Raw genomic sequence first — 25,410 nt, 5'->3', positions numbered from 1 at the left:
TCTATTTTACTTGCACCACCTGAGCCGCAAGATGGAGCGGATGACATGGCTACGCGCGACCCTATTTCCCTTCCTTTTTGCGCCAATAGCGCGCAAAGCCGTACCAGCTCTCACACGGCTGCCCCATATAGTTGTATGGCTCTCGAAATGATTCGTCCACCAGGGTGTGCATCTGCTTCATTTCTGAGGCATGAAAGGCTTTTGCCCGCACGGCATCGGATTCGGAATCATCCTTCAGGGAGTTCTGAACTGCACCCGCCCATGCACGCAGTCGTCTACGCATTTCAGATAGATGTTTCTTTACATCGTGTACAACGCCAAAATGGGTCAGAAACAGCTTCTTGGGGGCCTCCTCCTCCAGTCTTGTAAGCGACTCCTCCCAGAGAACCAGATCGATATCCGGTGGTGGCGCGACAGGAATAATATAGTCTGCACCTTCAATCCTCATCCCTACAGCATCACCGGTGAATGCCACTGCCGCTTCATCCTCTAGCCACGCAATATTATGAGAGGCATGTCCGGGCGTATAGCAGGACCTTAATTTGCGACCACCTATATCCAGGACAGCTCCATCTTCTACCGTATGAACCTGGCTTGCAGGAATTGGCAGGATCTCTCCCCATAACGGATCCATTCGCTCTCCGTAAATCCGCCGAGCACTCTGAATCAGCCGTTCAGGGTTAATCAGATGACGTACTCCGACTGGATGCACATAAATGTTCAGCTTCGGCAGAACTGCTGCCAATCGGCCTGAGCAGCCGGCGTGATCCAAATGAATATGTGTTAGAACCACGTTCTGAACTGCCTTCAATCCACCATGAGATTTCAATGCCTGTTCCAGCATATGCAGCGTGCTTGAAGGCCCTGGGTCAATCAACGTCAATCCCTGGTTCGTTTCAAGCACTGCACAGGCAATCAGACGTGGTCGCCCACGAAATTGCACATCCACCAGCCATGTAGGAAGTTCGCTGCTCAGAAGCTGCACGGTTCAGATTGGGTTTACTCTGAGATCAACTTCATAAGCACATACTCAAAGATCATCATCCGTCAGGATGGGTAGATCCTCCTGGAACGACGGCATGAGAGGGCGGGATTTCCTCCACGTATCATCTAGCTGTACAGACATGTCATCATGGTGAATTAACACCGGACCATTATACCTGGCTTCCATCGGCCCATTCTCCAAACGGAGCACACCTCGGGGACACACCGTCGCACACATCCCGCATCCCACACAGGAGGCACGCACAATATTCTGGCCTCTTTGCGCATACCACCTTACATCAATCCCCATTTCGCAGTAGGTTGAGCAGTTCCCACACGAAATACATTGCCCGCCGTTGGTCGTGATCCTGAATCTGGAGAAATACTTTTGCAAAATACCAAGCACAGCCGCCATTGGGCATCCAAATCGACACCACACACGGGATCCCATGATTGGATAGAAACCAACGCCGATCACTCCGGCAAAAATCAACCCGATAAAGAATCCATACCATCTTGAAAACTCTTGTGACATCCCACCCAGCAGGCTGCCGCCCATCCACTGATTGCCCCAGAGCATCAGGGTCGTCACTACCACGAAAACGAGAACGCTGTGTACCATCCAGCGCTCTATTTTCCATGCCTTGGTTGACTTGTCAGAAAGATGCCGGAACGGGTCCCCTGCCGTCTCTGCGAGACCACCACAACCACAGACCCATGAGCAATACCAGCGCTTCCCATAGAAATAGGTTAAGACCGGCGTGGCAATCACGGTCATTACAGCGGTCCAGAATAACAGAAAAATCCCCAGACCAGGCCCTTGTGTCAAGGAGCTAAACGTACTCGGCCACAGGTAATCGTACTTGAGGGGCCAGAAATAACTGAAATAAAACTCTGGCTCATTCAAGAGTACCATAAGGTTGGGGATCAAAAACGCCAGCCCCAACTGGAAAAACATCACCGAAATTGTGCGCAGAATCTGGTAGCGATTATCCCGGTACTTGATGAGCATCCGGGCTCCCATCACGAGCACGGCGAGGGTATAAAAAAGTCCATACAAAAACCATTGGTCCGCAGGGCCCCCACGTATCGCCACACTCAGGCCATCGGTGGCCCGCACGAGCTGTTCAAGGTTTGAGGGAGCCCAGTAAAGGATGATATAGAAACCGGTAAATACGATCCCCAGTATCCATCCTGCCATCCCACGTGCAGTCACCCCGGAAAACCATACGCTATTATTGTTGACCCCTGCTGGCTGTCGAAGCAACTCTGCAAAAAGAATCCCACTGCCAAACAGCAGCCCCACAAGTGAAAATGCAAACGTAACCGTAGGATTCAGCGCCCCTTCCCCCAAAAAAGTAACCAGAAGTGCCAAGAGACCAACTCCAATGAGGGCTAAGCCAATTTTTTGACGTGTAGAGTAGGTCGATCCTGACGATGTAAGCTGTAAACTTGCCTGATATTCCATTTGGATCTCTATACCGCTGCGGCCTGACGGTAAACCGCGTTTGAATAAAATTCGGCATCAAACCGAGCTTTCCCAATGGATGCGAGGACCTCCTTTACAGAAGTGCCACTTCGAATCCATCCTTCGCATTGATCCTGTCGCAGGCGAAGCCCCATCGCATTGAACCCCAGCACCTTGCCAGTATGGCGATCACTGTTGATCCGTAGAAGTTTTTTCTCCCCTTGAAATAACTGTGACCGAATATGTGACTCCGGTTGGGCAGGTACGTCTCCGTAGGTCTGATATTCGATGGTGAAAAATTTTGCCGAATTAAAGAATATTCCCCGCCGGTACGGGGTCCGATGCCCACAGAGTGTCCGGGCGACTACTTTCCCATGAGCTCGGCCGGTATACCATAGTTGCTCAATCCGCCTACTCCCGATACCATCCGCATTGAATTCCGCACAGTCCCCGGCGGCATAGATGTCCGGCACATTGGTTTCAAAAAACTCATTGACCACAATGCCTTTGTTTGTCTCGATCCCCGAAGCTTTTGCAAGATCCATATTGGGATGGACACCCGCCGTGAGACCGACAAATTGACATTCAATACACTCATGGTTGCTGGTCTCAACCGCTTCAACGGATTTGGATCCAAGAATGGACTTCAACTCTGTATCCAGTCTTAGATCAATCCCGTGCTCATAAATCTCACGATTGATCAGTGCTGACTCTTCTTTGGGCAGCAAATAGTCCATATAACTTTTTTCCCGAACAAGAAACGTTACGGGGATGTGCCGGGCATGAAGCATCTCTGCCATCTCTATGCCAATCAGGCCTCCTCCCACTACCACCCCATGGGAGATGTTCTGAGTATTCTGTTCCATCAATGCCAAGTCCTGCATTCCGTACAGCCCCTGTACCCCCATTAAATCCTGTCCGGGCCAACCGAATTTGTTTGACTGTGACCCCGTTGCCAGAAGAAGTGCATCATAAGCAATATCGTTCCCATCCGCAATCCGGACCACTTTCTGTTCGGGATCAATCCGGGATGCATACCCCCGAACAAGGTTTATTCTATTCTTGGACCAGAAATGATCTTCATAGGGCTTGGTCTCCTGATAACGCATATGCCCCATGTAAATGTACATCAGAGCAGTTCGTGCGTAAAAGTGATCGGTTTCACTGGACACCACTGTGATGCTGTCATCACTTAACTTGCGTATAAACCGTGCAGCGGTAACGCCTGTGATCCCGTTTCCAATAATGACGATACGCCGAGCCATGACACATAATGATTTACAGGAAGTTACGCTAGGAGATATAACATATCAACACCTTAACGTTTGACTCGCTCATGCCGAAGATGATCTACGGGATTGCCGGGAATACAGCAAAGGATGAGTTGTGGCCGCTCATCCAGCGATTGATCGCCTGGATGGAGACGGAAGAGATCGACTATCAGCTACACACCCCTATTGCTGAGGGTCTTCTGGAGCGTTCTCTCATATCTGCCGAGTGTGCAGAAAAAGTATCTTCGGATGCTCTCGCCCACACGAGCAGTATTATCCTTTCCATCGGGGGAGATGGAACCCTTCTGCACACAGCCTTCGAAGTTGGTGGAACTGGCGTTCCAATTCTGGGAATCAACATTGGACATCTCGGGTTTTTGGCCGATGTTGAAGCCAGCCGGATCCAGCACGCACTGCACTTACTGAATACTGACCAATACCAGATTGAACAACGAAGTGCCCTGAGCCTGACTGGACCGCATACCGGCTGGGCCCTCAATGACATCGTCGTCACCCGGCAACCTGCAGGTGGCCTTGCGGCGATAGATATGCTGGTTGACGGGACCAAACTAAACCGTTACTGGGGAGATGGGCTGATTATTGCGACCCCGACTGGGTCAACCGCCTATTCGCTGGCCGTTGGGGGGCCTATCGTCATGCCCGGGAGCAATGTGATCCTCGTGAGTCCTGTCGCCCCGCACAGTCTGACTGTTCGTCCGATTGTATTACCTGCAGAATCAACCCTGACCCTGCAGTTGGCATCAAGCTCATCAGATTGTACGATTGCTCTGGATGGGCGAACGCACCTCATTACTCAAAAGCAGGAACCCTACACGATACGCCGGGCCGATCACTCCATCAAGCTGATCCGGCTTGAGGATACGCATTATTTCGGCACCCTTCGGTCCAAACTTTCCTGGGGAATGGGGCCTCAAATGATTCCATGAGAGTCACTGTCATACTGATTGTATTAATCATTGCCGGATGTGCCAGCTCCCGCCCTGCCCTTGATCGGATTGATCCAGCTACGATCTATGAGGTCGAATCCGTGTTGGATAGCGTTTGGGCTCATTCGCTCCCCACCTCCCTGCAAGCAAGGGGGGATCTGTCGATGAAGACCCCGCTCTACTCGGGTACAGTGACCGCTGAGATCTCACATCGCAGGGCCGATTCACTGCTTATGGTCTTCCGTGTCCGAGGTCTTAACATAGAGGGCGGCCGTTTATTGGTTACGCAAGACAGCTTGTTCTTCTATGATCGATTTGCGCAAACATTAGGTATAGCAGGCAGTGGTCATCCAGCATTGCCAGCTTTATTTTCTGTTCAGAATGCAATTGAGCAGATGCTTGGCTACGTTCGCCCAATCCGAGGAACTCCCCTTCAACTGAAGTCAACCCAAGATGGATTAGTCCTTACGGATTCACTTATGCACAGAACCTATACGGTTGATCCTGAGCACTGGCGCACGGTCCAGATGGTGCAACATGACGCGTCTGGGACACTTATGGAAGCCCTCTACTTTAACGATTTTTTTGCGGTTGGCGAAGAGTTCTTTCCACGCCAGATCATCTACCGGAACCCGGCGATAAGTACAAATGCAATTCTGTACTACCGATCTCTCTTGATCGATGAACCCATTGCCTCCATGTCTCTTGACCTGCCCAATGATGTAAATCGCGTTCCATTACCTGAAGAATAAGCGCAGACCTTTATCTTTAACCATTCTCTTGAATTTATCTCTCTCATGTCAAATACCTTCGATGTCATTGTAGTCGGGACAGGACCCGGCGGATATGAAACTGCAATCCGGGCCACACAACTTGGCTTCAAGACTGCGGTGGTTGAAAAAAATAAGTTGGGTGGGGTCTGCCTGAATGTAGGCTGTATTCCCACCAAGGCACTTCTGAAAAGTGCAGAGCTTGTGTCTTATGCCAATAATTTGAGTTCTTATGGCTTGGAACTGGAAGGAACAGTTCGTGCTGATTTCCCAAAGGTGATCGAACGCAGTCGAACGGTTGCCAAGAAAATGAACTCTGGTGTACAGTACCTCATGAAAAAGAATAATATCGAGGTGATATTTGGACATGCGAAGTTGACTGGAAGCGGTGCATTGAGTGTCAGTCCATCTGTGGATATGGATGGTAAAAAAGTGGGGCGTGCGCGTAAGCTCAAGGCAAAGCACATTATCCTAGCAACAGGGGCACGAGCCAGGGAGATTCCCCCTCTTCCGATTGACGGAGAAAAAATTATTGACTATAAGGGAGCGATGCTCCAAGAAACACGGCCCGCCCGATTGCTGATTGCTGGCGCAGGTGCGATCGGAGTGGAGTTCGCATATTTTTATCATCACATGGGCACAGAAGTGCATCTGGTTGAGCTTCAAAATCGCATTGTGCCGATTGAAGACGAGGATGTATCCAAACAGTTAGCCCGGTCATTCAAAAAAGCTGGAATCAAGGTCAGTACTGGTGCAACAGTTGAACGTGTAGAAGACGGTAAGACCCTCAAAGTGCATCTGAAAACCTCCCGGAAAAAAGAGGTCATTGAGGTTGATCAGGTCCTTAGTTCGGTTGGAATTACAGGAAATATTGAAGACTTGGGGCTGGAGGATGTTGGGGTCGAAACTGATGGTGGATTTATTAAAACGGACGCATTATCCCGCACCAAAATTAAAGGCGTCTATGCAATCGGGGATGTGGCCGGTCCGCCGTGGCTTGCCCACAAGGCGAGTCATGAAGGTATCCTCTGCGTTGAAAACATCGCCGGAAAAGAAGTCCATGCGCTGGACAAGGAAAATATTCCAGGATGTACCTATTGCCAACCCCAGATTGCCTCCGTGGGGTATACTGAGCATGCTGCCCGTGAAAAAGGGTTGGATATCAAGATTGGCAAATTCCCCTTTTCTGCATCTGGGAAAGCTTCTGCGGCTGGACACACTGATGGTTTCGTAAAGGTGATCTATGACGCGAAGTACGGTGAGCTTCTTGGCTGCCATGTGATCGGCCATGATGCTACGGAACTCATCGCGGAGGTCGTCACTGCGCGTACGCTTGAGACCACGTATCATGAAATTCTGGACGCGGTTCATCCGCACCCAACCCTGTCCGAGGCTATCATGGAAGCAACGCGTGACGCACTGGGGCAGTCCATCAATATTTAGCATTCTCCCATTGATTGTTTTGGGTTAGGACGCGGTGGATTAATCCTTGAAGTGCCACATCATTGATACGGAGACACCCCAAAGTTAGCGGGGAAGTGGATCAATTTGGTCCCTGGCGAACTATCTCTACGTGAGTGACAAGCTTAGAATCCAACATACCGCTAAATACGCCGCGTACTGGAGGAAAATCATTATAATCCCTCCCGACTGCGACCTGGATGTGCCGCTCATCGCAGTCTCCATCGTTGACGGGATCCACACCAAACCATCCTGCGTCCGGCAACCAGCATTCAACCCATGCGTGACTCTCACTGCGCCCGCCAACATTACCGTCCGGCCCAAGATATCCTGACACGTAACGAGAGGGAATGCCCCAACTCCGCAATATTGAAATCATCACGTGAGCATAGTCTTGGCAGACACCCCGACCACTTTCAAGTATATGATCTATCGGCGACTGCGCTGTGGTATTCCCGGGCTCGTAGACAAAGGCCGCACGCAGTGCCGCTTTAAGTTCCTGGATGCTGCTCAAGGGGGTGTTGGCTTTCTCTATCCCGAATTCCTTCATGAATCGCTTCAGCGTGGCGGATGAGGGCCGTGCGAAGTGGCTGGGCTGGAGCATTATCCACTGTTCTGGAGCCTGTATAGCAGCTTCGAGCGCGGCCCAGCTTAAGATGCCGAGAGATTCAGGCAGCGGAGATTCGGGAACCACACCAACCTCAGAAAGCGCACGGATATGAAGTTCGTGATGTGGGCTGGGGCGATCAAAAAAATGCCCCCGGTTACCATAAGGGCCGGTAAAAGTAAAGATAGATCCCCCCGGATCGCTACTAAGTGAAAAGCTGTGGACCAACTGGCGAAGATTACGAGCAGGTGCCAGAAAAAGCGTAATCACCGAACCAGTCACTGCACTTTCGTACGTGAATTCTAACTCGTGACGTATTGAGTAGCGGGAAGTCATGACGGTAATCCCTGCTCCAAGGGATAATCTATATATTCTGCAATGATGAGATCATGAAGTGTGCGGCACTCTTCAGCAAAGTCCCCCAGGAATTCCTGTGTATCTGCAATTTCCGCGGATGCGTGCAGGTTTGTCTCAATTGCGCCGGCCAAACGCAGTGCGCGGCGGTGCGGCGCTCTTCGCGGATACCGTCCACCTGCCGGATCTATATCTGATAGCAAAACTTGAACGGACCGCGTTGCGAAACTCAGGGAACGCGAAACCTCAGGATTGGCTATCAAAAATGCCAGTGCCTGTCTAGGTTGAATTACCATTGAACACGTTCGGCAGTATGCCTCGTAGGCAGCGCACACCTCCAACAGTCCTGCCCACACTTGAGAGTTTTTATTTGAGGGATTGGACCATGCTCGCAACAGGGCTGTCTGGAGCTGCAGCCGTTCGACAAAACGGCCTAGCTCGAGGAATCTCCACGCATTGTCCCTAGACATCCTGGCTTCGACGACGCCGGATAAATGCCTCAGTCGGTCAACGACCCCTGCAGGCAGCCTATTGGGCCCCTGGGCCCAATACTCCGTAAAGTCGCAGTCTCGAAGCCATAGAAAACCATCATTGAGACATGTCCAAACCCGAACCGGTAACCACGGGCGAAGCTGTTTAGCATTATCGCGTGCTTTGGTCCAACTCTGGATGATGGCATCTGGGTTTTCGGTGTCCTCAATCAGGTGAGCGGCAAGAGCAAAGGCATCGGGAACCAAAAAGGCCTCTGCATCGCCAGTTTCCGTGGGAGATATGGGAGGAGGTTGTGCCAGTGCTGCATACAAGAGTTGCCAACCGCGTGCCAGCACATCAGCAGGCGTATCGACCAAGTGTGCAAGATGATAGTCCAACAGGCGTGCAGTATGCTCAGCACGCTCGAAATATCGACCCATCCAGTAAAAATCCCCAGCAGCTCTAGCTAGCATCACGAATTCCTTTCTTCTTCGTTAATGACCCACAAATCCTTGCAACCTCCGCCCTGACTCGAGTTGACAACTAGGCTTCCCTGACGAAGTGCGACGCGACAGAGCCCCCCAGGCGCTATCCAGGTTTCTTTTCTTCCTTGCAGCACAAAAGGGCGAACGTCTACATGGCGTGGCACCACCTTTCCGTCAATAAAGCACGGTGCCCGAGAAAGTGCGAGCGTCGGCTGGGAAATAAAATTCGACGGATCGGTTCGCAGCCGTTCAGCAAAATCCTTCTTCTCCTTTGCCGATGCATGCGGCCCGACCAGCATCCCATATCCTCCAGATCCTCCAACTTCCTTCACGACTAATTTGTCAAGATTTTCCAGTGTATATGTTAGTCCCTCGGTGGTCCGGCACAGGTACGTCTCGACATTGGAAAGAATCGGTTCCTCGGAAAGAAAATATCGAATAAGGTCGGGTACATAGGCATAAAGCGCCTTGTCATCAGCCACACCGGTACCAGGAGCATTGGCGATTACGACGTTGCCCACCCTATATGCGTGGAACAGTCCCGGGACTCCCAAGAGGGAATCATTACGAAAAGTCACCGGATCCAGAAAATCGTCGTCCACCCTTCGGTAGATTACATCAACTTTCTTGAGCCCGGTGACCGTTCGCATGTACACCAGACCATCATGCACGACCAAGTCCCGTCCCTCAACGAGTTCGGCGCCCATCTCGCCAGCGAGAAAGGCATGTTCGTAGTACGCTGAGTTGTACCGGCCGGGAGTCAGCACGGCTATCCGTGGACTCTGTGTCCAAGTAACGAGTGAGGCCAACTGGGAATAAAGTTGTCCTGGGTATGGAAGGACCTCTCGCACATTATGTGCCCGATACAGTCGCGGCATTGCTTGCTTTATCGCAGCACGGCAGGCGAGCATGTAGGAGACACCGGATGGTACGCGAAGATTGTCCTCGAGGACGGCAAATCCATCGCGAGTACGGACTATATCGGTGCCGCAAACTGATACATAGATATCGTGGGGCACCTTTGTACCCAACATCTCCATGCGGTATTGGGGGCATCCCAAAACCAATTCGTAGGGCACGATACCGTCACGCAATGACCATCCTTCATGATAAATATCCTTCAGGAACAGATTGATCGCGCGCAAGCGCTGTCGAAGCCCTTGGTCAATATGATCCCATTCAGAAGCAGTTAGAACCCTCGGCACGCAGTCGATGGGAATAATTTGTTCGGTGACTTCTTCTTTGCCAATAACAGTGAAGGTAATCCCCTCGTGAAGGAACTGCCGCCGAACACCATCCTGAAGCTGCATCAACTGCTCTGGTGTGGCATTGTTAAGCGCCGTACCTAGACGTTCCGCTACCGTCCGCAGTGTCCTATCGTCGTGGAACATCTCGTCGCGAAAACGGCTTTCTATCGAATAATCAGAAAAACCTCCTTTGCCAGCAACGGTGGGGCCAGCTACGCTTTGCCTTTCGCGATCGAAAGACAGGTGTGCCGTGGCGCTCAAATTATCCTGGGTAGATGTGGTTGCCGTCACTGGTGTATCCGTTTTCGGTACAATCCCATTTTCTTAGCCAGATTTGTTTCAGGCTCCGGTTCAATATACTACAATTTGCAGCGGCGTCCACGACCCGATGGCCTCTCAAAAACCACCCGATACTTAAGCTAGCACATCCGAATTGCAGTCATTTGTGAGATTCTCTGAAAATCATTTATGAACGTGTGAATGATTTTCTGACAACCTCGGATATGTTGAGTCGGAACGGAAGTCAGACTCAATGCTTATCCAACATCGGTGGCAATGATGTCAGTCCGTAGGGGATTTGCACAACCGTCGTTATTCCTAGCAAGAACAAACCGGGCTTGGAGCATGACCACATACAATGAGCCTCTGGTACAGTATGTGTACAGACGTTGATCTGCTATTCAATCTGGATTCGAGTTTCCTTTCCAATCTTTTAGCTCCAGATTGATCTTAGCAGATAATGGATCCCTCCTCGCTTCCTGAAGAAATGAGTGACAGACGTCCTTCTCTGTCTTCCCCCATCAGAAGCATTCCCTGACTCTCAAGCCCCATCATCTTCCTAGGTGCCAAATTCGCGACTACCACAACGGACTGCCCGATCATTTCCTCCGGTTGAAAATGTTCTGCAACCCCCGCAAGGATCTGACGGGTTTCATAGCCAAGATCTACCTGCAACTTTAGCAGTTTTTTGGATTTTGGAACTGGCTCTGCACTAAGTATGCGACCGGTCCGAAGATCCAGTTTTGCAAAATCATCGTAGCTGATTGTGGGTTTTGCTTCCACATACGGGGGACCCGATTCCGGGTCGGTGGATTCTAATTTTTCGATCTGTGTCTGAATGGTATCGTCCGTTACTTTATGAAAGAGAATTTCTTTGCGACCAAGTTCATGTCCTGCTGGAAGTGGAGAGGAAGCTGCCTCCGACCAACCAATCCCCTCCGAATGATCGGAGTCAGGTAGACTGGATCGAACTCCCCCGAACCTCAACATACCTCGAAGCTTTTCTGCCGAAAACGGAAGAACCGGATCCATCAGTACTGACAACGCTGCCGCAATCTGTAGAGATACATGAACTGTATTGGCACACTGAGACCGGTTGGTCTTCCGCGTAACCCATGGAACCTGGTCATTGAAGTACTTATTCCCCAGTCTCGCCATATTCATCGTCAAACGCGCTGCTTCGCGGAACCGAAACCGCTCATAGGCTGCCCCGATCTGCTGCGGGTACCCTGCCAATTCTGCAAGAGCTGCTTCATCTGCTGCAGAAGGAGAAGACAGTGGAGGGACCTTATTGTCAAACTCGCGCTCGGCAAATGTCAGAGCACGATTGACAAAATTGCCTAATATATCCGCTAGCTCACTGTTGACGCGCGTCTGAAAATCATTCCAGTTGAAATCAGAGTCTTTGGACTCGGGGAGCGTACTAGTGAGTACATAACGTAGCAAGTCTGGAGGAAAATCATTGAGGTACTCGTGCAACCACACCGCCCATCCTCGACTCGTTGACAACTTGCTGCCTTCAATGTTCAGAAACTCATTCGCAGGAACCTGATCCGGCACTACATACTCCCCGTAGCCCATCAGCATCGCGGGAAACATCAGTGTATGGAATACGATATTGTCCTTGCCAATAAAGTGAATTAGTCTGGAATCCTCATCCTGCCAGTACAGCTTCCATCGCTCTGGATCACCTTTGCGCTGCGCCCATTCCCGCGTTGATGAAATGTATCCAATCGGTGCATCAAACCATACATAAATCACTTTCCCCTCTGATTGCACACCAGCTGCGTCCGCAGCTTCCTGTGGTACGGGAACTCCCCAAGGAACGTCACGGGTGATTGCCCGGTCACGCAATCCGTCTGTAAACCAAGCCCCAATCTGCCCAAGAACATTCGGCTTCCAGTCAGAATGACTGGAAATGTAGGCTTCCAATCGGCTCTGCCACTGTCCCAGGGGCAAATACCAGTGAGTCGTCGGGCGCAACTCCGGGACTGCATCGGTGAGTGTGCTCCGCGGATTTTTGATCTCCGTGGGGCTGAGTGATGTGCCACACTTTTCACACTGATCTCCATAGGCATCCTCGTAACCACAAATGGGACAGGTGCCATGCACAAAACGATCTGCGAGAAAAACCTTTGCCTCCGGGTCGTAAAGATGCTCCTCTCGCTTCAGCACAAACTCATTCTTCTCGGATAATCTCCGAAAAAAATCCTGACTGGTCTCCGTGTGGACCTCACGTGTGGTGCGGCTATAGTTGTCAAAACTAATTCCGAACCCCTCAAAACTGTCTCGGATCATGGGATGGTAACGATCAACGACTTCCTGAGGAGTGACGTTCTCCTGCATTGCCTGCATCACGATCGCTACACCATATTCATCCGACCCACAGACATATACCACATCACGACCCTGTAACCTCAGATAGCGAACATAAATATCCGCTGGTAAATAAGCACCTGCAAGATGTCCAATATGTACCGGACCATTGGCGTACGGCAACGCAGACGTCACCAAGGTGCGCTTAAAAGACTCGTCCGGCATAGATCATACTTATATTCTTGTTACGGTTCAACAAAAACTCATCGCTGCGGATCCTGACCACAGTATTGTGTACCTACGCGCCAAACCGTGTACTTGTGCGTACAAGCCGGATTAAACCATATTTGCCAGTGATGGAACCTGTTACTTCTGATCGGCAAAGTTCGATCACCCGAAAGACCGGGGAAACTAATGTCTCCGTCCAGTTCAACCTTGATGGAACTGGTGATTACAAAAACCAGACAGGGGTTGGGTTTCTGGATCATATGTTGGACCTTTTTGCAAAGCACGGTCAATTCGATCTAAAAACCAAGTGCAGTGGAGACCTTGATGTTGACGAACACCACACCGTCGAAGATGTTGGGATTTGTCTCGGTCAGGCGCTACGGAAAGCACTGGGAGATAAATCCCATATCACACGTTATGGCCATGCATACGTGCCGATGGACGAAGCATTGGCCCGTACAGCGATTGATCTCTCCGGCCGATTCGTACTCTATTTTGAAGGAGATTTTGATCGTCCAACGGTGGGAGACCTCCCAACTGAACTTGTCCAGCATTTCTGGTACAGCTTTGCAGAGCATGCACATTGTACACTGCATATAAGCGTCCTCTACGGGATCAACACGCATCACAAGATTGAAGCGATCTTCAAATCTGTCGGGCGTGCATTAAGAATCGCCGTACAACAGAGCGAAGACAATTCAAAGATGCCATCAACTAAAGGGGTCCTCTAATCCATGTCACTCTCCCATCAAACCATAGCTGTCATTGGTGCAGGCAATATCGGCCGTGCTCTCGTTGGCGGGTTGATCTCAGGCGGACACCTGGATCCATCGAGAGTTCGCGTAACCCGGCGGAATCCAAATGGCTTGGAGATTCTACATAGAAAACTTCCCGGCGTATCTGCGGGCGTAGATAACAAAGCAGCCGTCAAAGATGCCTCTATCATCGTACTGGCCGTTAAACCCACAAATTGGCTGAGTGTCGCGGAAGAAATTCGTGAATTCGTCAATCCGGGAACCTTGATTGTTTCTGTACTCGCCGGGCTTACTACAGACCGGATCGCAAAGGAATTCCCGGACCATCAACCGGTTGTCCGTACAATGCCAAACACGCCAATGACGGTGTTCAAGGGAGCGACTGCTATCTGCGCAGGAGCCTCCGCATCTGTTGAACACGTTGAATTAGTTCGAGAAATGTTTGAGGCCGTAGGCAGGGTGGAGCGGGTCCCGGAGTACCTTATGGACGCAGTCACTGGACTCAGTGGCAGTGGCCCGGCGTACGTCTACATGCTGATTGAAGCCCTGACCGATGCCGGCGTAAAACAGGGTCTTCCCCGCTCAACAGCCTTCAGGTTGACCAAGCAAACTGTACTTGGAGCGGCGCAACTTGCAGATCAAACCGATAAGCATCCTGCGATCCTGCGCGATGAAGTTACCACGCCAGGTGGAACTTCTATCTCCGCGATTGCAGAATTGGAACAGCATGGTTTGCGCACCATGTTCATCCACGCTGTTGCGACCGCAACAGAACGTTCCAAGGAACTCAGTGGAAATTGATGGTTGGCCTCCATGATTACGATTATCGACTACGGTATCGGGAATCTGCATTCCATTGAGAGAGCGTTCCAGTATGTTGCCTCGGGGGTAATCCGGACGGATGCCCCAGAAGCCATTGATCAGGCGGACCGACTTGTACTTCCCGGCGTCGGCGCTTTTGGTGCCTGTATCCAGGAAGTAAGAAAGAGAGGGCTGGAACAACCGATTCTGGATGCAATTGCTCGCAAGGTACCATTCCTGGGGGTTTGTGTGGGAATGCAAATGCTCTTTGAATCTAGTTCGGAAAAAGGCCGACATGTTGGCTTAGGGCTACTGAGCGGGCATGTAGAAGCGTTGAAACCACAAGATCCTACTCTGAAAATCCCCCACATGGGATGGAATGTGGTTTCGCCGGTCCAGCCCAGCCCGCTTCTGCATGACCTACCCGATGGTGCGTGCTGCTACTTCGCACATTCCTTCTACGCAAGTAAGACCGACCCGAATGACGTAATTGCCTCTACAGAGTACGGAGCAACCCTCCCGGTTGTCGTGGGACGAGATAATGTCTACGGGGTACAATTCCACCCGGAAAAGAGTCACAAAGTTGGTCTTCAAATTTTATCAAATTTCGCCCAACTTGTATGATTATTCCGGTGCCGGCAATTGACCTCTTGGATGGATGCTGTGTACGGTTGATGCAGGGAGCATACGATCAGGTAACCAACTATCATCGTAACCCCTTGACGGTTGCCCAAAAATGGGAATCTCAGGGAGCAACACTGTTGCATGTTGTCGACCTTGACGCTGCACGATCCGGAGGACAGACACACAATACAGAAACAATTGCTTCGATCGCAAAACAAGTGTCCATTCCGGTCCAAACTGGTGGAGGAATTCGGTCCAGTGCAGATGTCACCCGTATCCTTGAGCATGGAATCCACCGGGTGATCATCGGTACCGCTGCCGTTCAGGATCCTTCACTCGTCCGTACAATGGTTACAAAATATGGAGCAGAACGTGTTGCAGTTGGCATAGATGCCAAAGGGGGGGAGGTCCGTGTGAGCGGATGGCTTGAAGGGACCGGGGTGGCTGCTTTTGAGTTTGCAAGAGAGATGGAACGATGCGGAATTCGCCGTATTATCTATACCGACATCAGTCGAGACGGTACTATGACTGGCCCCAATCTGAGTGCCTATCGCACTTTAGGGATGCAGCTTGAATCTGCGAAACTGATGGCAAGTGGTGGTGTATCCGGGCCGGAAGATTTAGCAGCATTGGACGAACTGGAGTCTGTCGGTGTAGATTCAGTCATCATTGGCCGGGCACTCTATGAGGGAAAATTTTCAGACCATACTCTTTGGCCCGAAGGATTAAAAAGATGCCCCTAACCAAGCGGATTATCCCCTGCCTAGATGTGGATCAGGGGCGCGTCGTAAAAGGAATCCAGTTCGTGGACCTGGTTGATGCCGGGGATCCCCTTGAACAGGCGCATGTGTACAACAAGGAGGGAGCCGATGAGCTTGTATTTCTGGATATTACGGCAACCCATGAAGGGCGTGATATCATGCACGATGTTGTTCGTCAAACGGCCGAACAGATTTTTATCCCTCTGACCGTTGGCGGAGGTATCCGAACCTTGGAGGATATGCGAAAAATGCTTCACGCCGGGGCGGATAAAGTCGCCATCAACTCCGCTGCAATTCGGACACCCGATCTCATAACAGAATGTGCTGAGGCATTCGGCGCCCAATGTGTGGTCGTGGCAATTGACATGAAACGACGCCCCCAGGGAGGCTGGGAAGTCTATACACACGGAGGACGGCGAGCCACAGGAATTGATGGACTTGAGTGGGCCAAAGAAGCAGAGACGCGAGGCGCTGGTGAATTATTGGTCACATCCATGGACCGGGATGGTACTCAGATTGGATATGATCTGGAGCTGTTGCAACGGCTAGATGAACTTGTGCAGCTTCCCGTTATCGCCTCGGGTGGCGCTGGTACACTTGAGCATTTACGGGATGCTCTGCTAATCGGGCGCGCTCACGCTGTTCTTGCTGCGTCCATGTTCCACTTTAAACAGGTTACGATCATACAGGCAAAACAATTTCTGCATGATGCGGGGATTACCGTCAGGCTCATCTAAGTCGTTCGACTTAACGGGCCCTGAACATCAATTGATTCGAACCCCAAGGCACCTGTAGGGGCATTCCATGAGATGCTCGGGGTGGGACTTGCGAACAAAATGCGAATATCTTATCCTATCCCCCATGCTCCAGCGCTACTTACTTCCTCTTGTCCTACTTGCCTTGGCGTCATGCCAGACTCCTGAGTCTGCAGGTCCTACCATTCTGAGTCCGTCCGATCTCCCGGATTACGAACATGTACTGGATCACGCCGGAATCATTAACAACTGGACTGAGGAGTTCTATCATCGCGGGCTGCAGATCTACCGAACCAATTGTTTTTCCTGCCACGGAACCCCCAGCATCCAGGGCACACTCCCCAATTCACGTCAATTCTGGGAAGATCCCTTCAAGTATGGAAGCGATCCGCTCTCCCTATACAATACACTCACGCTGGGGCGCGAACTTATGCCACCTCAGTCGCAATTAACTCCGCAGGAAAAGTACGCTGTAATCCTTTATATCCGGGAAGAATTTCTGCATGACCACAATCCGGATGCTTTCTTTGAGATCACCTCCTCCTATCTGGACGAACTTCCCCGGGGAACTTCCTTCGGCCCTGAACCCGCACAAAACACTCCGTGGAAGGACATGGATTACGGGACATTTTTGATGCGGACCTATGAGATTGCACATGCATCTGATGGATCAAAAGGAATCAACCGTCGAGGCAGCCCCATTCCCAATGAAGATTTTCGCTCCCGGAATTTCGCTTACAAAGGCATTGCCATCAGACTTGATCCAGGGGATGGTGGAGTTGCAGCCGGGAATGCATTTGTATTGTTTGACCATGATCTCATGCGCATGGCCGCTTACTGGAGTGGTGACGGGTTCATTGATTGGGAGGATATCCTGCTGGATGACCAGCATAACATCTTCCCCCGGATTGTGGGAGACTTACACGTTGAAACTGCGATGGCTCCAGGCTGGGCCAGTCCGGCCACAGGCTCAGCAGAGGATCCACGCTTTCGCGCCGTAGACGGCCGTCAGTTTGGACCCCTACCCCAAAACTGGAGCCATTACAAAGGCCTGTATGTCCATGGTGATCAGATCGTTCTCCATTACACGGTTGGAAGGGCCCGAGTTCTCGAATCATTTGCCCCGGAAGCAGATACCCTGTTGAGCCGAACGCTAAATATTACGGGAGTAGTGCGTCCACTGGTTCTTCACGCAGCCCCTGACAGTGTACCATTGACCGTCATTGCTTCCCCTGATGGAATGCCTAGTGGGGTGCTCAGGCAAGAAAATGGAGCCCACTTGGTGACCGTCCCTCGTGATCTTAATCTCAAGTTGATCTATGGGGCCAGTGATGCAACCTCTGCCCCGCCCGATGATCTCACACAGTATACCCAAGGCGGCCCACCCGCCGAAGCTCCAGTACTTGAATCGCCAATTCTCCCTGGAACCGGGGAAGGCTACACTGCCGATGTCCTCACGCTTCCTTTGGATAATCCCTGGAATAGCCGGATGCGTCCAACCGCGATCGATTTTATGGCCGACGGGAATGAGGCCGTCATCACAACGATTGACGGCGAGGTGTGGCACCTCTCAGGGATTACCCGACAATCTGGATCTGTTGAATGGCGCCGTATTGCATCCGGCCTCTTCCAACCACTGGGGATTCGTGCGGTCGGAGGAGATATCTATGTGAATAGCCGAAATCAGATTGCCCGCCTGCATGATCTTAATGGAGATGGCCTCACAGATTACTACGAGAGCTTTAATAATGACCACCAGGTCACCGAACATTTTCATGAGTTTGCAATGGGGTTGCAGACCGATGAGAAAGGGAATTTTTACTATGCAAAAAGTGCCCGACACGCCCGCCCTGCCCTGATCCCCCAACATGGCACCCTAATCCGCGTGAGTGCGGACGGCCAAGAAAGTACCATACTCGCTACCGGATTTCGGGCAGCGAACGGGGTTACGATCAATCCAGATGGTACGTTTATGGTCACCGATCAGGAGGGACACTGGAATCCAATGAACCGTATCAATGTCGTTGAACCTGGAGGGTTTTACGGGAATATGTATGGATATGGGGCCCCCGCAGACTCCTCAGATGAAGCGATGGAGCCTCCCTTGGTATGGATCGACATGAGGTATGACCGCTCACCTGCTGAGCTACTCTGGACAACAAGTGATCGCTGGGGGCCACTGTCCAACAAACTTCTCAGTTTCTCTTATGGGTACGGTCGTATATTCCTTGTGATGCCCCAATCGGTGGGGGGAGTACAGCAAGCTGGGATTGTGCAACTCCCTTTGCCGGATTTCCCAACTGGCCTAATGCGAGGACGCATGAATCCTGCGGACGGGCAACTTTATGTCGTTGGAATGTCCGCGTGGGCAACGAGTCAGATGATCCAAACCGGCGGCCTCTATCGCATTCGATATACGGGTGGGACAGTACACATGCCCGAGTCCATGCGAGTGCTTGAGGGAGCGGTCGAACTCTCTTTCACCTCTGCACTTGAAGAGGCTTCTGCGACCCAGGCGAGTAATTACCGGGTACATACCTGGGATCTTGAGCGCTCGCGCCGTTATGGGTCCGAACGCCACAATGTCCAGAGACTACGGCTCGCCGCCGTATCTCTCCGAGATTCCACAGTCACTTTGAGTCTTCCTGGTCTGGAACCAACCTGGATCCTCGAAATCTCCTACGACCTCATTGACTCCAATGGGATTGCTTTTGAGGGAGCCGTCCAGAGTACGGTCTACGCTATTGAGGAAGACCCAACTTCGAGTTGACCTAAAATCGCCGTATTCCCGATCCCACTTACGCTTTATTCATCCTCGTCGGTCTGGCAGCCGTCTTCTCCTGTAAAGCATTTATGCTCTGCGTCTGCGCCGCTCAAAAGATAGGCGATCAAATCTGCTACTTCGTCCTCATTTAATCGATCCAATAACCTAGAAGGCATCGTTGAGACAGGTGACGCATCACGGGAAAGAACCTCTGAAGCCTCTACACTGGTCTCCTGAGACGGATCATAGGGATTCTGACTAACAAATACCCGCCCCTCCTCCTCCCGCAGGACTCTCCCCACAACCCTGCCACCGCTACTTAAGGTCAGCACGGAAGCTTCATATTGATCACTGATTTCGTCGCTGGGGGAATCAATTGCTTCAAGGATCTCATTGCGAGAAAACCTTGACCCAATCCCGGTCAGATCCGGTCCTTGCGCTCCCCCTGCCGTTCCCATTCGGTGACAAGTACTACAAAATGCAGCAGCATACATGGCCTCCCCCTGTGCAAAATCCCGTGGCTCTCCAAGTGCATCATCAAGCATTTGGCTGAGTTCCTGCCGGTTCCAAGCCTTACCCGGCCCTTCTGGAACTGGTAAATCCGCCAAGGATTGCCCCGGTGAAGAGTCTACGAGTCCGGCCAGCGCCTCCTTCTCGTCGTCCGTCAATTGCTCGACCGCATCAGCACGGATATCCTCGATAAACCCTACATAGCTTTCTCCCCCACTACGCCGCATCGCTTCATGGAACCACATGAAATAATCTTCCCGTAACTCCATTGACCACCCTGATTTTTGCCCTCGCAGATTCATGGCCAATTCGATCTCTTCTGGACTGGGAGGATTGGCTTTCATCTCTGTGATTGCTTCGCCATACTGCTCACTCCGCTCGGCCACCTCGCCTGAAATCAAAAAAGCTTCTTCAGGACCTGCTCCACTCAACTCCAACAAGCGAGCCACCATCTGATCTACTAACCCCGGTGCTTGTAACGCAGCCAACAGGCGTCCATATTCCCGATTTAATACCTCGTCCGACGATGGGTAATACTTTTGCAATCGATCAATGAGCTCACTGCGAAGCGGGTCCTCAGGGAATCCCAGCCGAATACATACGAGTCCCATTGCTCGAACCAAATCCAATTCCTGGGCACGCGAGAGCTCAGATGGATTAATATTCAGCAGAGCTCGCAGGGCCTGGGGCGCCATACTCTGATCAGCATGGCGTGCTAAGGCGATGATGGCATGAATTCTACGAATTGGATCCGGCTCACTCAGCGCCCTTGATTGCCATTGACGGACCGGCTGATGCTCAATAGCAATTCTAGCCGCGTAGCGAACAAAACGATCACTATGATTCAAACTAGCCCAGGCAGCATCCAGTGCCTCTTGATTTGTCGTCTCGCGATGCAGAGCTTCCAGGGAATGTCGTAGCACTTGTTGCGGCGAACGCTCAGGAGCAGTATCAGATTCCAGTTCTGTCACACCCTCATAGTAGACCCGAAAAAGGAACGAGTTGAGCCGGCGACCTCCCGTTGCAAAATAAAGCGCCCCATCATGTCCGATCACCCCATCGGTAACCGGTAGCGGTACACCACTCAGAAATTCTTCCACCACTCCCGTGTACGTACTTCCACGCGCCTTCAATGCTACATGATAGATGGTCCCGAAACTCCAGTCAAAGACAAAGAGCCCCCGGCGGTATTTGGGTGGGAATGCCGCATTTTTACCGGATACAATTCCTGTTGGGCTTCCCTGACCGATTTCCACTACAGCTGGAAGATTGTCAGGATAATAGTCTGCCCATTTACCAGACCCTGTACGCCATCCGAATTCACTTCCTCCGGTTACATGCACGACACGAATCGGCCGGTACCATGGCATACCTAAATCCCATTCCATATCTGAGTCGAATGTGAAGAGCTCCCCTTCCCTGTTGAAGGCAAGATCGTATGCGTTGCGATAACCTACACTGAGGAGTTCCAGTTCGGATGCCAGTGAATCCGTTCGAATGACCCACCCCCCGGGTGGCTGCCGATCAGCCGCGTGACCTCGCGGGTCACGTAGTGTTGGAAGCAGTTGATCCGTTTGCCAAACTGGAGGGACAATCGGGGTGTAGATACCTGGCAGTTCGGTATGATTCCCTGCGATCAGATACAGGGAACTGCTGTCGGGCCCGAGAACAATTCCATGAGGTCCATGCTCTCCCCATCCCTCAAATTGTACCAATGTGTGTACGCTATCCAACACAGCATCACCATCCGAGTCGATAACCCGGTAGAGCCCGCTACTGTGTTCAGCAATTCCTTCCTCACTGTTGACGACTACGTAAAGGCTGTTGAAAGCCCATAGCAATCCCTGCGCATGACCTAGCTCCAGATCCAATGCGGTAACCTCCGTATTCTCGGGATTCCCTCCAATCGGAGCCGGCTTTATGTGGTACAGTGTTCCGTATTGATCCGAGGCAAAGAGGCCATCTTCTCCGTCTACCGCCAGGGAAACCCAAGAACTAGAGTCCGTCTGCATTGGACTATACAGGACCTCAGAACGAAACCCCTCTGGTAAAACCAACTCCGGGGGCGCATCATCTGCACTTCCACCCATTTGGGTACAACCCAAGATCCCAAATGTGGCGAAGGATACTGCACTTAAAAGAATCAAAATTCTTAAGTTCATCGTCTGACAGTAAGCTTTATTCCACAAGAAGGTACGAACCTTATCGGTCTTTGCATATCTTAGTCGAATGTTGACGTGCCAACACGAAAATTTCTTTCTCTCTGCTGATAAGCATTATCTCAACTGCGCTTTTATGTCCCCCCTCATGCGCAGTGTCGAGCTTGCGGGTATAGAAGCGCTTCGATTGGAGAGAGATCCATCTCAGATCACCCCCTCGATGTTTTTTGAGGAAGTGAATCACGCCCGAACCTTATTCGCACAGCTTATCAATGGAAAATCAGAGAATGTTGCCTTGATTCCGGCAACTTCCTATGGGATCGCAACGATTGCACATAACCTATCCGTCGGCTCCGGCGACAACATTATCCTCGCGCATGGTCAGTTTCCAAGCAACGTGTATACATGGCAAAGATTGTCAAACGAGACCGGCGCGACAATCCGGACCGTGACCAGTCATGGTGGAGAGTGGACGCAAAAAATACTTGAGGCCATTACCTACCGGACAGCCGTTGTTGCGATCGGGACTCTCCATTGGGCGAATGGGTCTTCTTTTGATCTGGTTGAAATCAGCCAGCGTGCGCATGATGTCGGAGCATACCTCATTCTTGATGGGACACAGTCTATTGGAGCACTGCCCTTCGATCTCCAGGCAATTAAGCCGGACGCTTTGGTGTGCGCTGGATACAAATGGCTCTTAGGGCCCTACGGAACTGCATTCTTGTACATGGGGGAGTCGTTTATCGACGGGGTTCCCCTCGAGGAAGGCTGGCTCGCAAGGGATGGCAGCGATAATTTTGGAAACCTGACTAACTATACCGACCGGTATCGCCCTGGGGCAGCTCGATTCGATCGGGGCCAAACGAACAGCTTCGCACAAACCGCGATGATGGTCAAAGCCCTGAAACAGATACTTGACTGGAAGCCTCAACAAATTCAGGCGTACTGCTCCAGCCTGATCAAGGATTTTCTACCCGCCATTCGCAGAAGGGGATATACGATTCACGACTCCTGCTTTTCACACCTATTTGGAATCACCTTGCCAGAACATGTCGATCAGACCCACCTGAGCAGCGAATTGGCACGACAACAAATTTCTGTCTCTATGCGCGGCAGTGGAATACGTATTTCTCCAAACGTATATAACACCGGTGCAGATATTGATGCACTTCAGGACGTATTTCTCTCTGCGGCCAAGTAACCTTGAACGACCCTGTCCAGAAATTCGAACGCCCCTTCATAGATCCCAGGATGTTCGCTCTCGCGTGGCCCCGCTACATTCACGATACCAGATTCCAAGGCCCGCACCTACTGAATGACCAATTCGACAGGATCTCCCAATTCTGCATGAAGAACAGGTTGATGCAGTTCTTCTGCTGTTTTCCGGGCAAGCTGGGTCCCTTCTGAGTCCTCTATTCCGCCCAAAATGAGTACGCCGTCACTCTCCTGTACATTCCAGACCGTGCGCTGTGCTGGATTTGACTCCGGGGTTACACGAAGCAGGTATCGTCCCGGGATTTTCCCATCTTCTGCCCAGCGCCCGGCAGGACACCAACCTTTGTAGGGAAGTCCCCATTTGATCGCAACATCAAGCGCTGCGCGGTCCACCCCCGTCTGACCACCACTGATTATTGTGAACTTGGAATCTGACACTCTTGTGGTTATGTTGGACCTGAGACTAAGCGAACACCACACGTTGAGTTATAGTACGACTCCTATGATTCGTTCTGCCTCGGGGCTGAGAGTAGCTCTTATTCTTATTGGGTACATCGTTCCAGTGTCTACCGGTGTTCTGGCGCAGGTGCCATCTCCAGTGGCGCTGTTGGACGAGGTAGTCGCCCGTTATCAGAATACCATGGAGGCCACATTTGTGCATCACCTCACGTCTGAAGCCTGGGATGGATCACAAACCCTGACGGGAACGGTACAGCTTTGGGGTGACCGTTACCGTATTGAAACGCTTCATGAAGTCATCACTGGACAAGGTGAAGAAGTATGGATTTATCGCGCAGCAGACAACCAAGTCCTCATGACCACGGTAGATAGGGATGGTCTGGCCTATTCTCCTGGTGCACTTTTTCGTTCCTACGGAGAACTCTACCATCCCCACGCTTCCTCGCGTGAAATCCTTGACGGGGTCCCTTATTTTCGGCTTGAGCTCTACCCCCTGGAAGAGGATTTTGCAATTTCTTCGCTGACACTCTGGATCCGTGAACATGATCGTATGATTAAACAGATCGTTGCTCTGGATCAAAGCTCCGTTCGTACGGAGATTGAACTGGAGAATATTCGTGTCGGCCTACCCATCCCCCCTGAGACCTTTGAATTCAGAGCACCTGAGGGGGCTGAAGTCATTGACCTGCGATCGTGACTCGTCCAGTTCGCCTGCATATACTGCTGCTATCCTTCCTCCTGGCGGCATTTTTAATCTGGCTGTCCCTGCGCGACGTTGAATTTGCACAATTCATTGAATCCGTGCGCTTTGCACACTATGGGTGGATTCTGCCTGTGATTGGAGTCACCTTGCTGAGTCATTGGATCCGGGCATACAGATGGCAGGCATTGATCATCGCACTCCCCGAGGACTCCAAATCCCGGGTCTCCACACTGGATCTGTTTGCATCCGTCATGGTCGGAAACATGGTCAACTATGTAATACCTCGTGCCGGGGAGATTGCCAGGTGTACGCATTTGTCAACTAGGAAAAAACTCTCATTCTCTGCACTATTGGGAACGGTGGCCATTGAGCGTATCGCTGATCTCCTTGTGTTGGGTTTTGGCCTGCTCATCACTCTGGTATTCATCCGTGAACAACTGCAGTCTCTGTTTGAGCTATTGTCATTACGACAACTGCCATGGGTATGGATTGCAGTCGGTTGTCTGATGATTGCGATCATAATCTATATTGGACTCCGCTTGAAGTTCACTGCATCCCTGCGTAATCGACTTTCAGCACTAATCACCCAATTTGCCAACGGAATTAAAACGGTATACCGTACGCCCAAACGCTGGCGACTGATCTGGACAACGGTAATCATGTGGCTGATGTACGGCTTTATGGCCTACATCCCACTGGTAATGTTTGAACTAGATTTATCCTACTGGGATGGTCTGGCAATCATGTTCATCGGGGTGCTGGGCATCCTGGTTCCTACGCCGGGCGGATTGGGCTCCTTCCACGGTATTACCATCCTGACACTGACATCCGTGTACGGGATCGCGCGGCCGGATGCGGCGGCCTATGCTATTTTCGTTCACGGCGCACAACTGATCCTTTACCTTGCTATTGGAGGAGTGATTCTATTGACTTCTGCGATTACCTCACGTGCCAAGGTTTGAAGAAGATCAAACCGTGGGTCTAACGAAAGTATGTGCCGCCCCACCGCAATATTG

General features: G+C 51.3%; 20 protein-coding genes and 1 pseudogene. 12 read left to right on the top strand and 9 right to left on the bottom strand.

The genetic code is table 11. The annotated features are described in order from the left end of the window. Positions 1–61: 61 nt before the first annotated feature. From F4Y64_00580 to F4Y64_00570, 3 genes are read right to left on the bottom strand one after another with little or no spacing between them, the layout of a single operon-like run. A complete protein-coding gene (locus tag F4Y64_00580; GenBank protein ID MXX96105.1) occupies positions 62–976 on the bottom strand; it encodes an MBL fold metallo-hydrolase in 915 nt (304 codons plus the stop codon). Between the two features lie 54 nt (positions 977–1,030). Next, positions 1,031–2,452, bottom strand: coding sequence for a 4Fe-4S binding protein (locus F4Y64_00575; GenBank protein MXX96104.1), 1,422 nt, complete (start codon positions 2,450–2,452; stop codon positions 1,031–1,033). A gap of 8 nt (positions 2,453–2,460) precedes the next feature. Then, positions 2,461–3,717, bottom strand: coding sequence for an NAD(P)/FAD-dependent oxidoreductase (locus F4Y64_00570; protein ID MXX96103.1), 1,257 nt, complete (start codon positions 3,715–3,717; stop codon positions 2,461–2,463). Positions 3,718–3,788: 71 nt separating this feature from the next. On the opposite strand from F4Y64_00570, the gene F4Y64_00565 reads away from it, so the two are divergent. Genes F4Y64_00565 through lpdA form a run of 3 tightly spaced genes read left to right on the top strand, consistent with a single transcriptional unit; the run spans position 3,789 to position 6,883 of the window. Continuing rightward, positions 3,789–4,670, top strand: coding sequence for an ATP-NAD kinase (locus tag F4Y64_00565; GenBank protein MXX96102.1), 882 nt, complete (start codon positions 3,789–3,791; stop codon positions 4,668–4,670). Further along, positions 4,667–5,422 (top strand): DUF4292 domain-containing protein, encoded by a 756-nt coding sequence (locus tag F4Y64_00560; protein MXX96101.1) that lies wholly within the window; start codon positions 4,667–4,669, stop codon positions 5,420–5,422. Before F4Y64_00565 ends, F4Y64_00560 begins: the two co-directional genes overlap by 4 nt. A 45-nt stretch (positions 5,423–5,467) precedes the next feature. Next, complete coding sequence (gene lpdA / locus F4Y64_00555; GenBank protein ID MXX96100.1) at positions 5,468–6,883, top strand: dihydrolipoyl dehydrogenase; 1,416 nt, start codon at positions 5,468–5,470, stop codon at positions 6,881–6,883. Positions 6,884–6,983: 100 nt separating this feature from the next. Here lpdA and F4Y64_00550 read toward each other — a convergent pair whose 3' ends face one another. The 4 genes from F4Y64_00550 to metG all read right to left on the bottom strand — a co-directional run bounded on the left by F4Y64_00550 (position 6,984) and on the right by metG (position 12,885). Continuing rightward, positions 6,984–7,844, bottom strand: a complete 861-nt coding sequence (locus tag F4Y64_00550; protein MXX96099.1) for a transglutaminase family protein — start codon at positions 7,842–7,844, stop codon at positions 6,984–6,986. Beyond that, the gene (locus F4Y64_00545; GenBank protein MXX96098.1) at positions 7,841–8,809 is read right to left on the bottom strand and encodes an alpha-E domain-containing protein; all 969 of its coding nucleotides are present in this window, start codon (positions 8,807–8,809) and stop codon (positions 7,841–7,843) included. The genes F4Y64_00550 and F4Y64_00545 overlap by 4 nt, the downstream gene beginning before the upstream one ends. Continuing rightward, positions 8,806–10,209 carry a circularly permuted type 2 ATP-grasp protein gene (locus F4Y64_00540; protein MXX96097.1) on the bottom strand — a complete coding sequence of 468 codons (1,404 nt, stop codon included), beginning with the start codon at positions 10,207–10,209 and terminating at the stop codon, positions 8,806–8,808. Before F4Y64_00540 ends, F4Y64_00545 begins: the two co-directional genes overlap by 4 nt. A 585-nt stretch (positions 10,210–10,794) precedes the next feature. Then, a complete protein-coding gene (gene metG, locus F4Y64_00535) occupies positions 10,795–12,885 on the bottom strand; it encodes a methionine--tRNA ligase (protein ID MXX96096.1) in 2,091 nt (696 codons plus the stop codon). A 131-nt stretch (positions 12,886–13,016) separates the two neighbouring features. Between metG and hisB the strand changes: the two genes are divergently transcribed. From hisB to F4Y64_00505, 6 genes are all read left to right on the top strand, one after another. After that, positions 13,017–13,619 (top strand): imidazoleglycerol-phosphate dehydratase HisB, encoded by a 603-nt coding sequence (hisB, locus tag F4Y64_00530; GenBank protein MXX96095.1) that lies wholly within the window; start codon positions 13,017–13,019, stop codon positions 13,617–13,619. Positions 13,620–13,622: 3 nt separating this feature from the next. After that, entirely contained in the window at positions 13,623–14,444 is an 822-nt protein-coding gene (proC, locus tag F4Y64_00525; GenBank protein MXX96094.1) for a pyrroline-5-carboxylate reductase, read from the top strand. Between the two features lie 12 nt (positions 14,445–14,456). After that, positions 14,457–15,068 carry an imidazole glycerol phosphate synthase subunit HisH gene (gene hisH, locus F4Y64_00520; protein ID MXX96093.1) on the top strand — a complete coding sequence of 204 codons (612 nt, stop codon included), beginning with the start codon at positions 14,457–14,459 and terminating at the stop codon, positions 15,066–15,068. After that, positions 15,065–15,811, top strand: coding sequence for a 1-(5-phosphoribosyl)-5-[(5-phosphoribosylamino)methylideneamino]imidazole-4-carboxamide isomerase (gene hisA, locus F4Y64_00515; protein MXX96092.1), 747 nt, complete (start codon positions 15,065–15,067; stop codon positions 15,809–15,811). The genes hisH and hisA overlap by 4 nt, the downstream gene beginning before the upstream one ends. Beyond that, a complete protein-coding gene (gene hisF / locus F4Y64_00510; protein MXX96091.1) occupies positions 15,802–16,566 on the top strand; it encodes an imidazole glycerol phosphate synthase subunit HisF in 765 nt (254 codons plus the stop codon). The genes hisA and hisF overlap by 10 nt, the downstream gene beginning before the upstream one ends. 67 nt (positions 16,567–16,633) lie before the next feature. Then, the gene (locus tag F4Y64_00505) at positions 16,634–19,354 is read left to right on the top strand and encodes a hypothetical protein (protein ID MXX96090.1); all 2,721 of its coding nucleotides are present in this window, start codon (positions 16,634–16,636) and stop codon (positions 19,352–19,354) included. Positions 19,355–19,389: 35 nt separating this feature from the next. On the opposite strand, the gene F4Y64_00500 is transcribed toward F4Y64_00505, so the two are convergent. Beyond that, positions 19,390–22,020 carry a c-type cytochrome gene (locus F4Y64_00500; protein MXX96089.1) on the bottom strand — a complete coding sequence of 877 codons (2,631 nt, stop codon included), beginning with the start codon at positions 22,018–22,020 and terminating at the stop codon, positions 19,390–19,392. Between the two features lie 67 nt (positions 22,021–22,087). On the opposite strand from F4Y64_00500, the gene F4Y64_00495 reads away from it, so the two are divergent. After that, positions 22,088–23,218, top strand: a complete 1,131-nt coding sequence (locus tag F4Y64_00495; GenBank protein MXX96088.1) for an aminotransferase class V-fold PLP-dependent enzyme — start codon at positions 22,088–22,090, stop codon at positions 23,216–23,218. On the opposite strand, the pseudogene F4Y64_00490 reads toward F4Y64_00495, so the two are convergent. Continuing rightward, a pseudogene (locus F4Y64_00490) lies at positions 23,188–23,670 on the bottom strand (molybdenum cofactor carrier). The gene F4Y64_00495 and the pseudogene F4Y64_00490 sit on opposite strands and share 31 nt — an antisense overlap. Here F4Y64_00490 and F4Y64_00485 point away from each other — a divergent pair. Together F4Y64_00485 and F4Y64_00480 are read left to right on the top strand one after the other, a co-directional pair. Continuing rightward, on the top strand, positions 23,657–24,388 hold the full coding sequence (locus F4Y64_00485; GenBank protein ID MXX96087.1) for an outer membrane lipoprotein carrier protein LolA: 732 nt from the start codon (positions 23,657–23,659) through the stop codon (positions 24,386–24,388). The pseudogene F4Y64_00490 and the gene F4Y64_00485 overlap by 14 nt on opposite strands. Continuing rightward, positions 24,382–25,356 carry a flippase-like domain-containing protein gene (locus F4Y64_00480; protein MXX96086.1) on the top strand — a complete coding sequence of 325 codons (975 nt, stop codon included), beginning with the start codon at positions 24,382–24,384 and terminating at the stop codon, positions 25,354–25,356. Before F4Y64_00485 ends, F4Y64_00480 begins: the two co-directional genes overlap by 7 nt. Positions 25,357–25,410: the final 54 nt, after the last annotated feature.

The organism is Rhodothermaceae bacterium (genome assembly GCA_009838195.1).
Lineage (GTDB): Bacteria > Bacteroidota > Rhodothermia > Rhodothermales > Bin80 > Bin80.
This window is presented reverse-complemented; position numbering and strand designations above follow the sequence as displayed.

Bases quoted from the DNA above. Each gene is read 5' to 3' on its own strand.
- F4Y64_00575 (MXX96104.1), bottom strand. From the start codon at position 2,452: ATGGAATATCAGGCAAGTTTACAGCTTACATCGTCAGGATCGACCTAC.
- F4Y64_00570 (MXX96103.1), bottom strand. From the start codon at position 3,717: ATGGCTCGGCGTATCGTCATTATTGGAAACGGGATCACAGGCGTTACC.
- F4Y64_00565 (MXX96102.1), top strand. From the start codon at position 3,789: ATGCCGAAGATGATCTACGGGATTGCCGGGAATACAGCAAAGGATGAG.
- F4Y64_00560 (MXX96101.1), top strand. From the start codon at position 4,667: ATGAGAGTCACTGTCATACTGATTGTATTAATCATTGCCGGATGTGCC.
- lpdA (MXX96100.1), top strand. From the start codon at position 5,468: ATGTCAAATACCTTCGATGTCATTGTAGTCGGGACAGGACCCGGCGGA.
- F4Y64_00550 (MXX96099.1), bottom strand. From the start codon at position 7,844: ATGACTTCCCGCTACTCAATACGTCACGAGTTAGAATTCACGTACGAA.
- F4Y64_00540 (MXX96097.1), bottom strand. From the start codon at position 10,209: ATGTTCCACGACGATAGGACACTGCGGACGGTAGCGGAACGTCTAGGT.
- metG (MXX96096.1), bottom strand. From the start codon at position 12,885: ATGCCGGACGAGTCTTTTAAGCGCACCTTGGTGACGTCTGCGTTGCCG.
- hisB (MXX96095.1), top strand. From the start codon at position 13,017: ATGGAACCTGTTACTTCTGATCGGCAAAGTTCGATCACCCGAAAGACC.
- proC (MXX96094.1), top strand. From the start codon at position 13,623: ATGTCACTCTCCCATCAAACCATAGCTGTCATTGGTGCAGGCAATATC.
- hisH (MXX96093.1), top strand. From the start codon at position 14,457: ATGATTACGATTATCGACTACGGTATCGGGAATCTGCATTCCATTGAG.
- hisA (MXX96092.1), top strand. From the start codon at position 15,065: ATGATTATTCCGGTGCCGGCAATTGACCTCTTGGATGGATGCTGTGTA.
- hisF (MXX96091.1), top strand. From the start codon at position 15,802: ATGCCCCTAACCAAGCGGATTATCCCCTGCCTAGATGTGGATCAGGGG.
- F4Y64_00505 (MXX96090.1), top strand. From the start codon at position 16,634: ATGAGATGCTCGGGGTGGGACTTGCGAACAAAATGCGAATATCTTATC.
- F4Y64_00500 (MXX96089.1), bottom strand. From the start codon at position 22,020: ATGAACTTAAGAATTTTGATTCTTTTAAGTGCAGTATCCTTCGCCACA.
- F4Y64_00495 (MXX96088.1), top strand. From the start codon at position 22,088: ATGTTGACGTGCCAACACGAAAATTTCTTTCTCTCTGCTGATAAGCAT.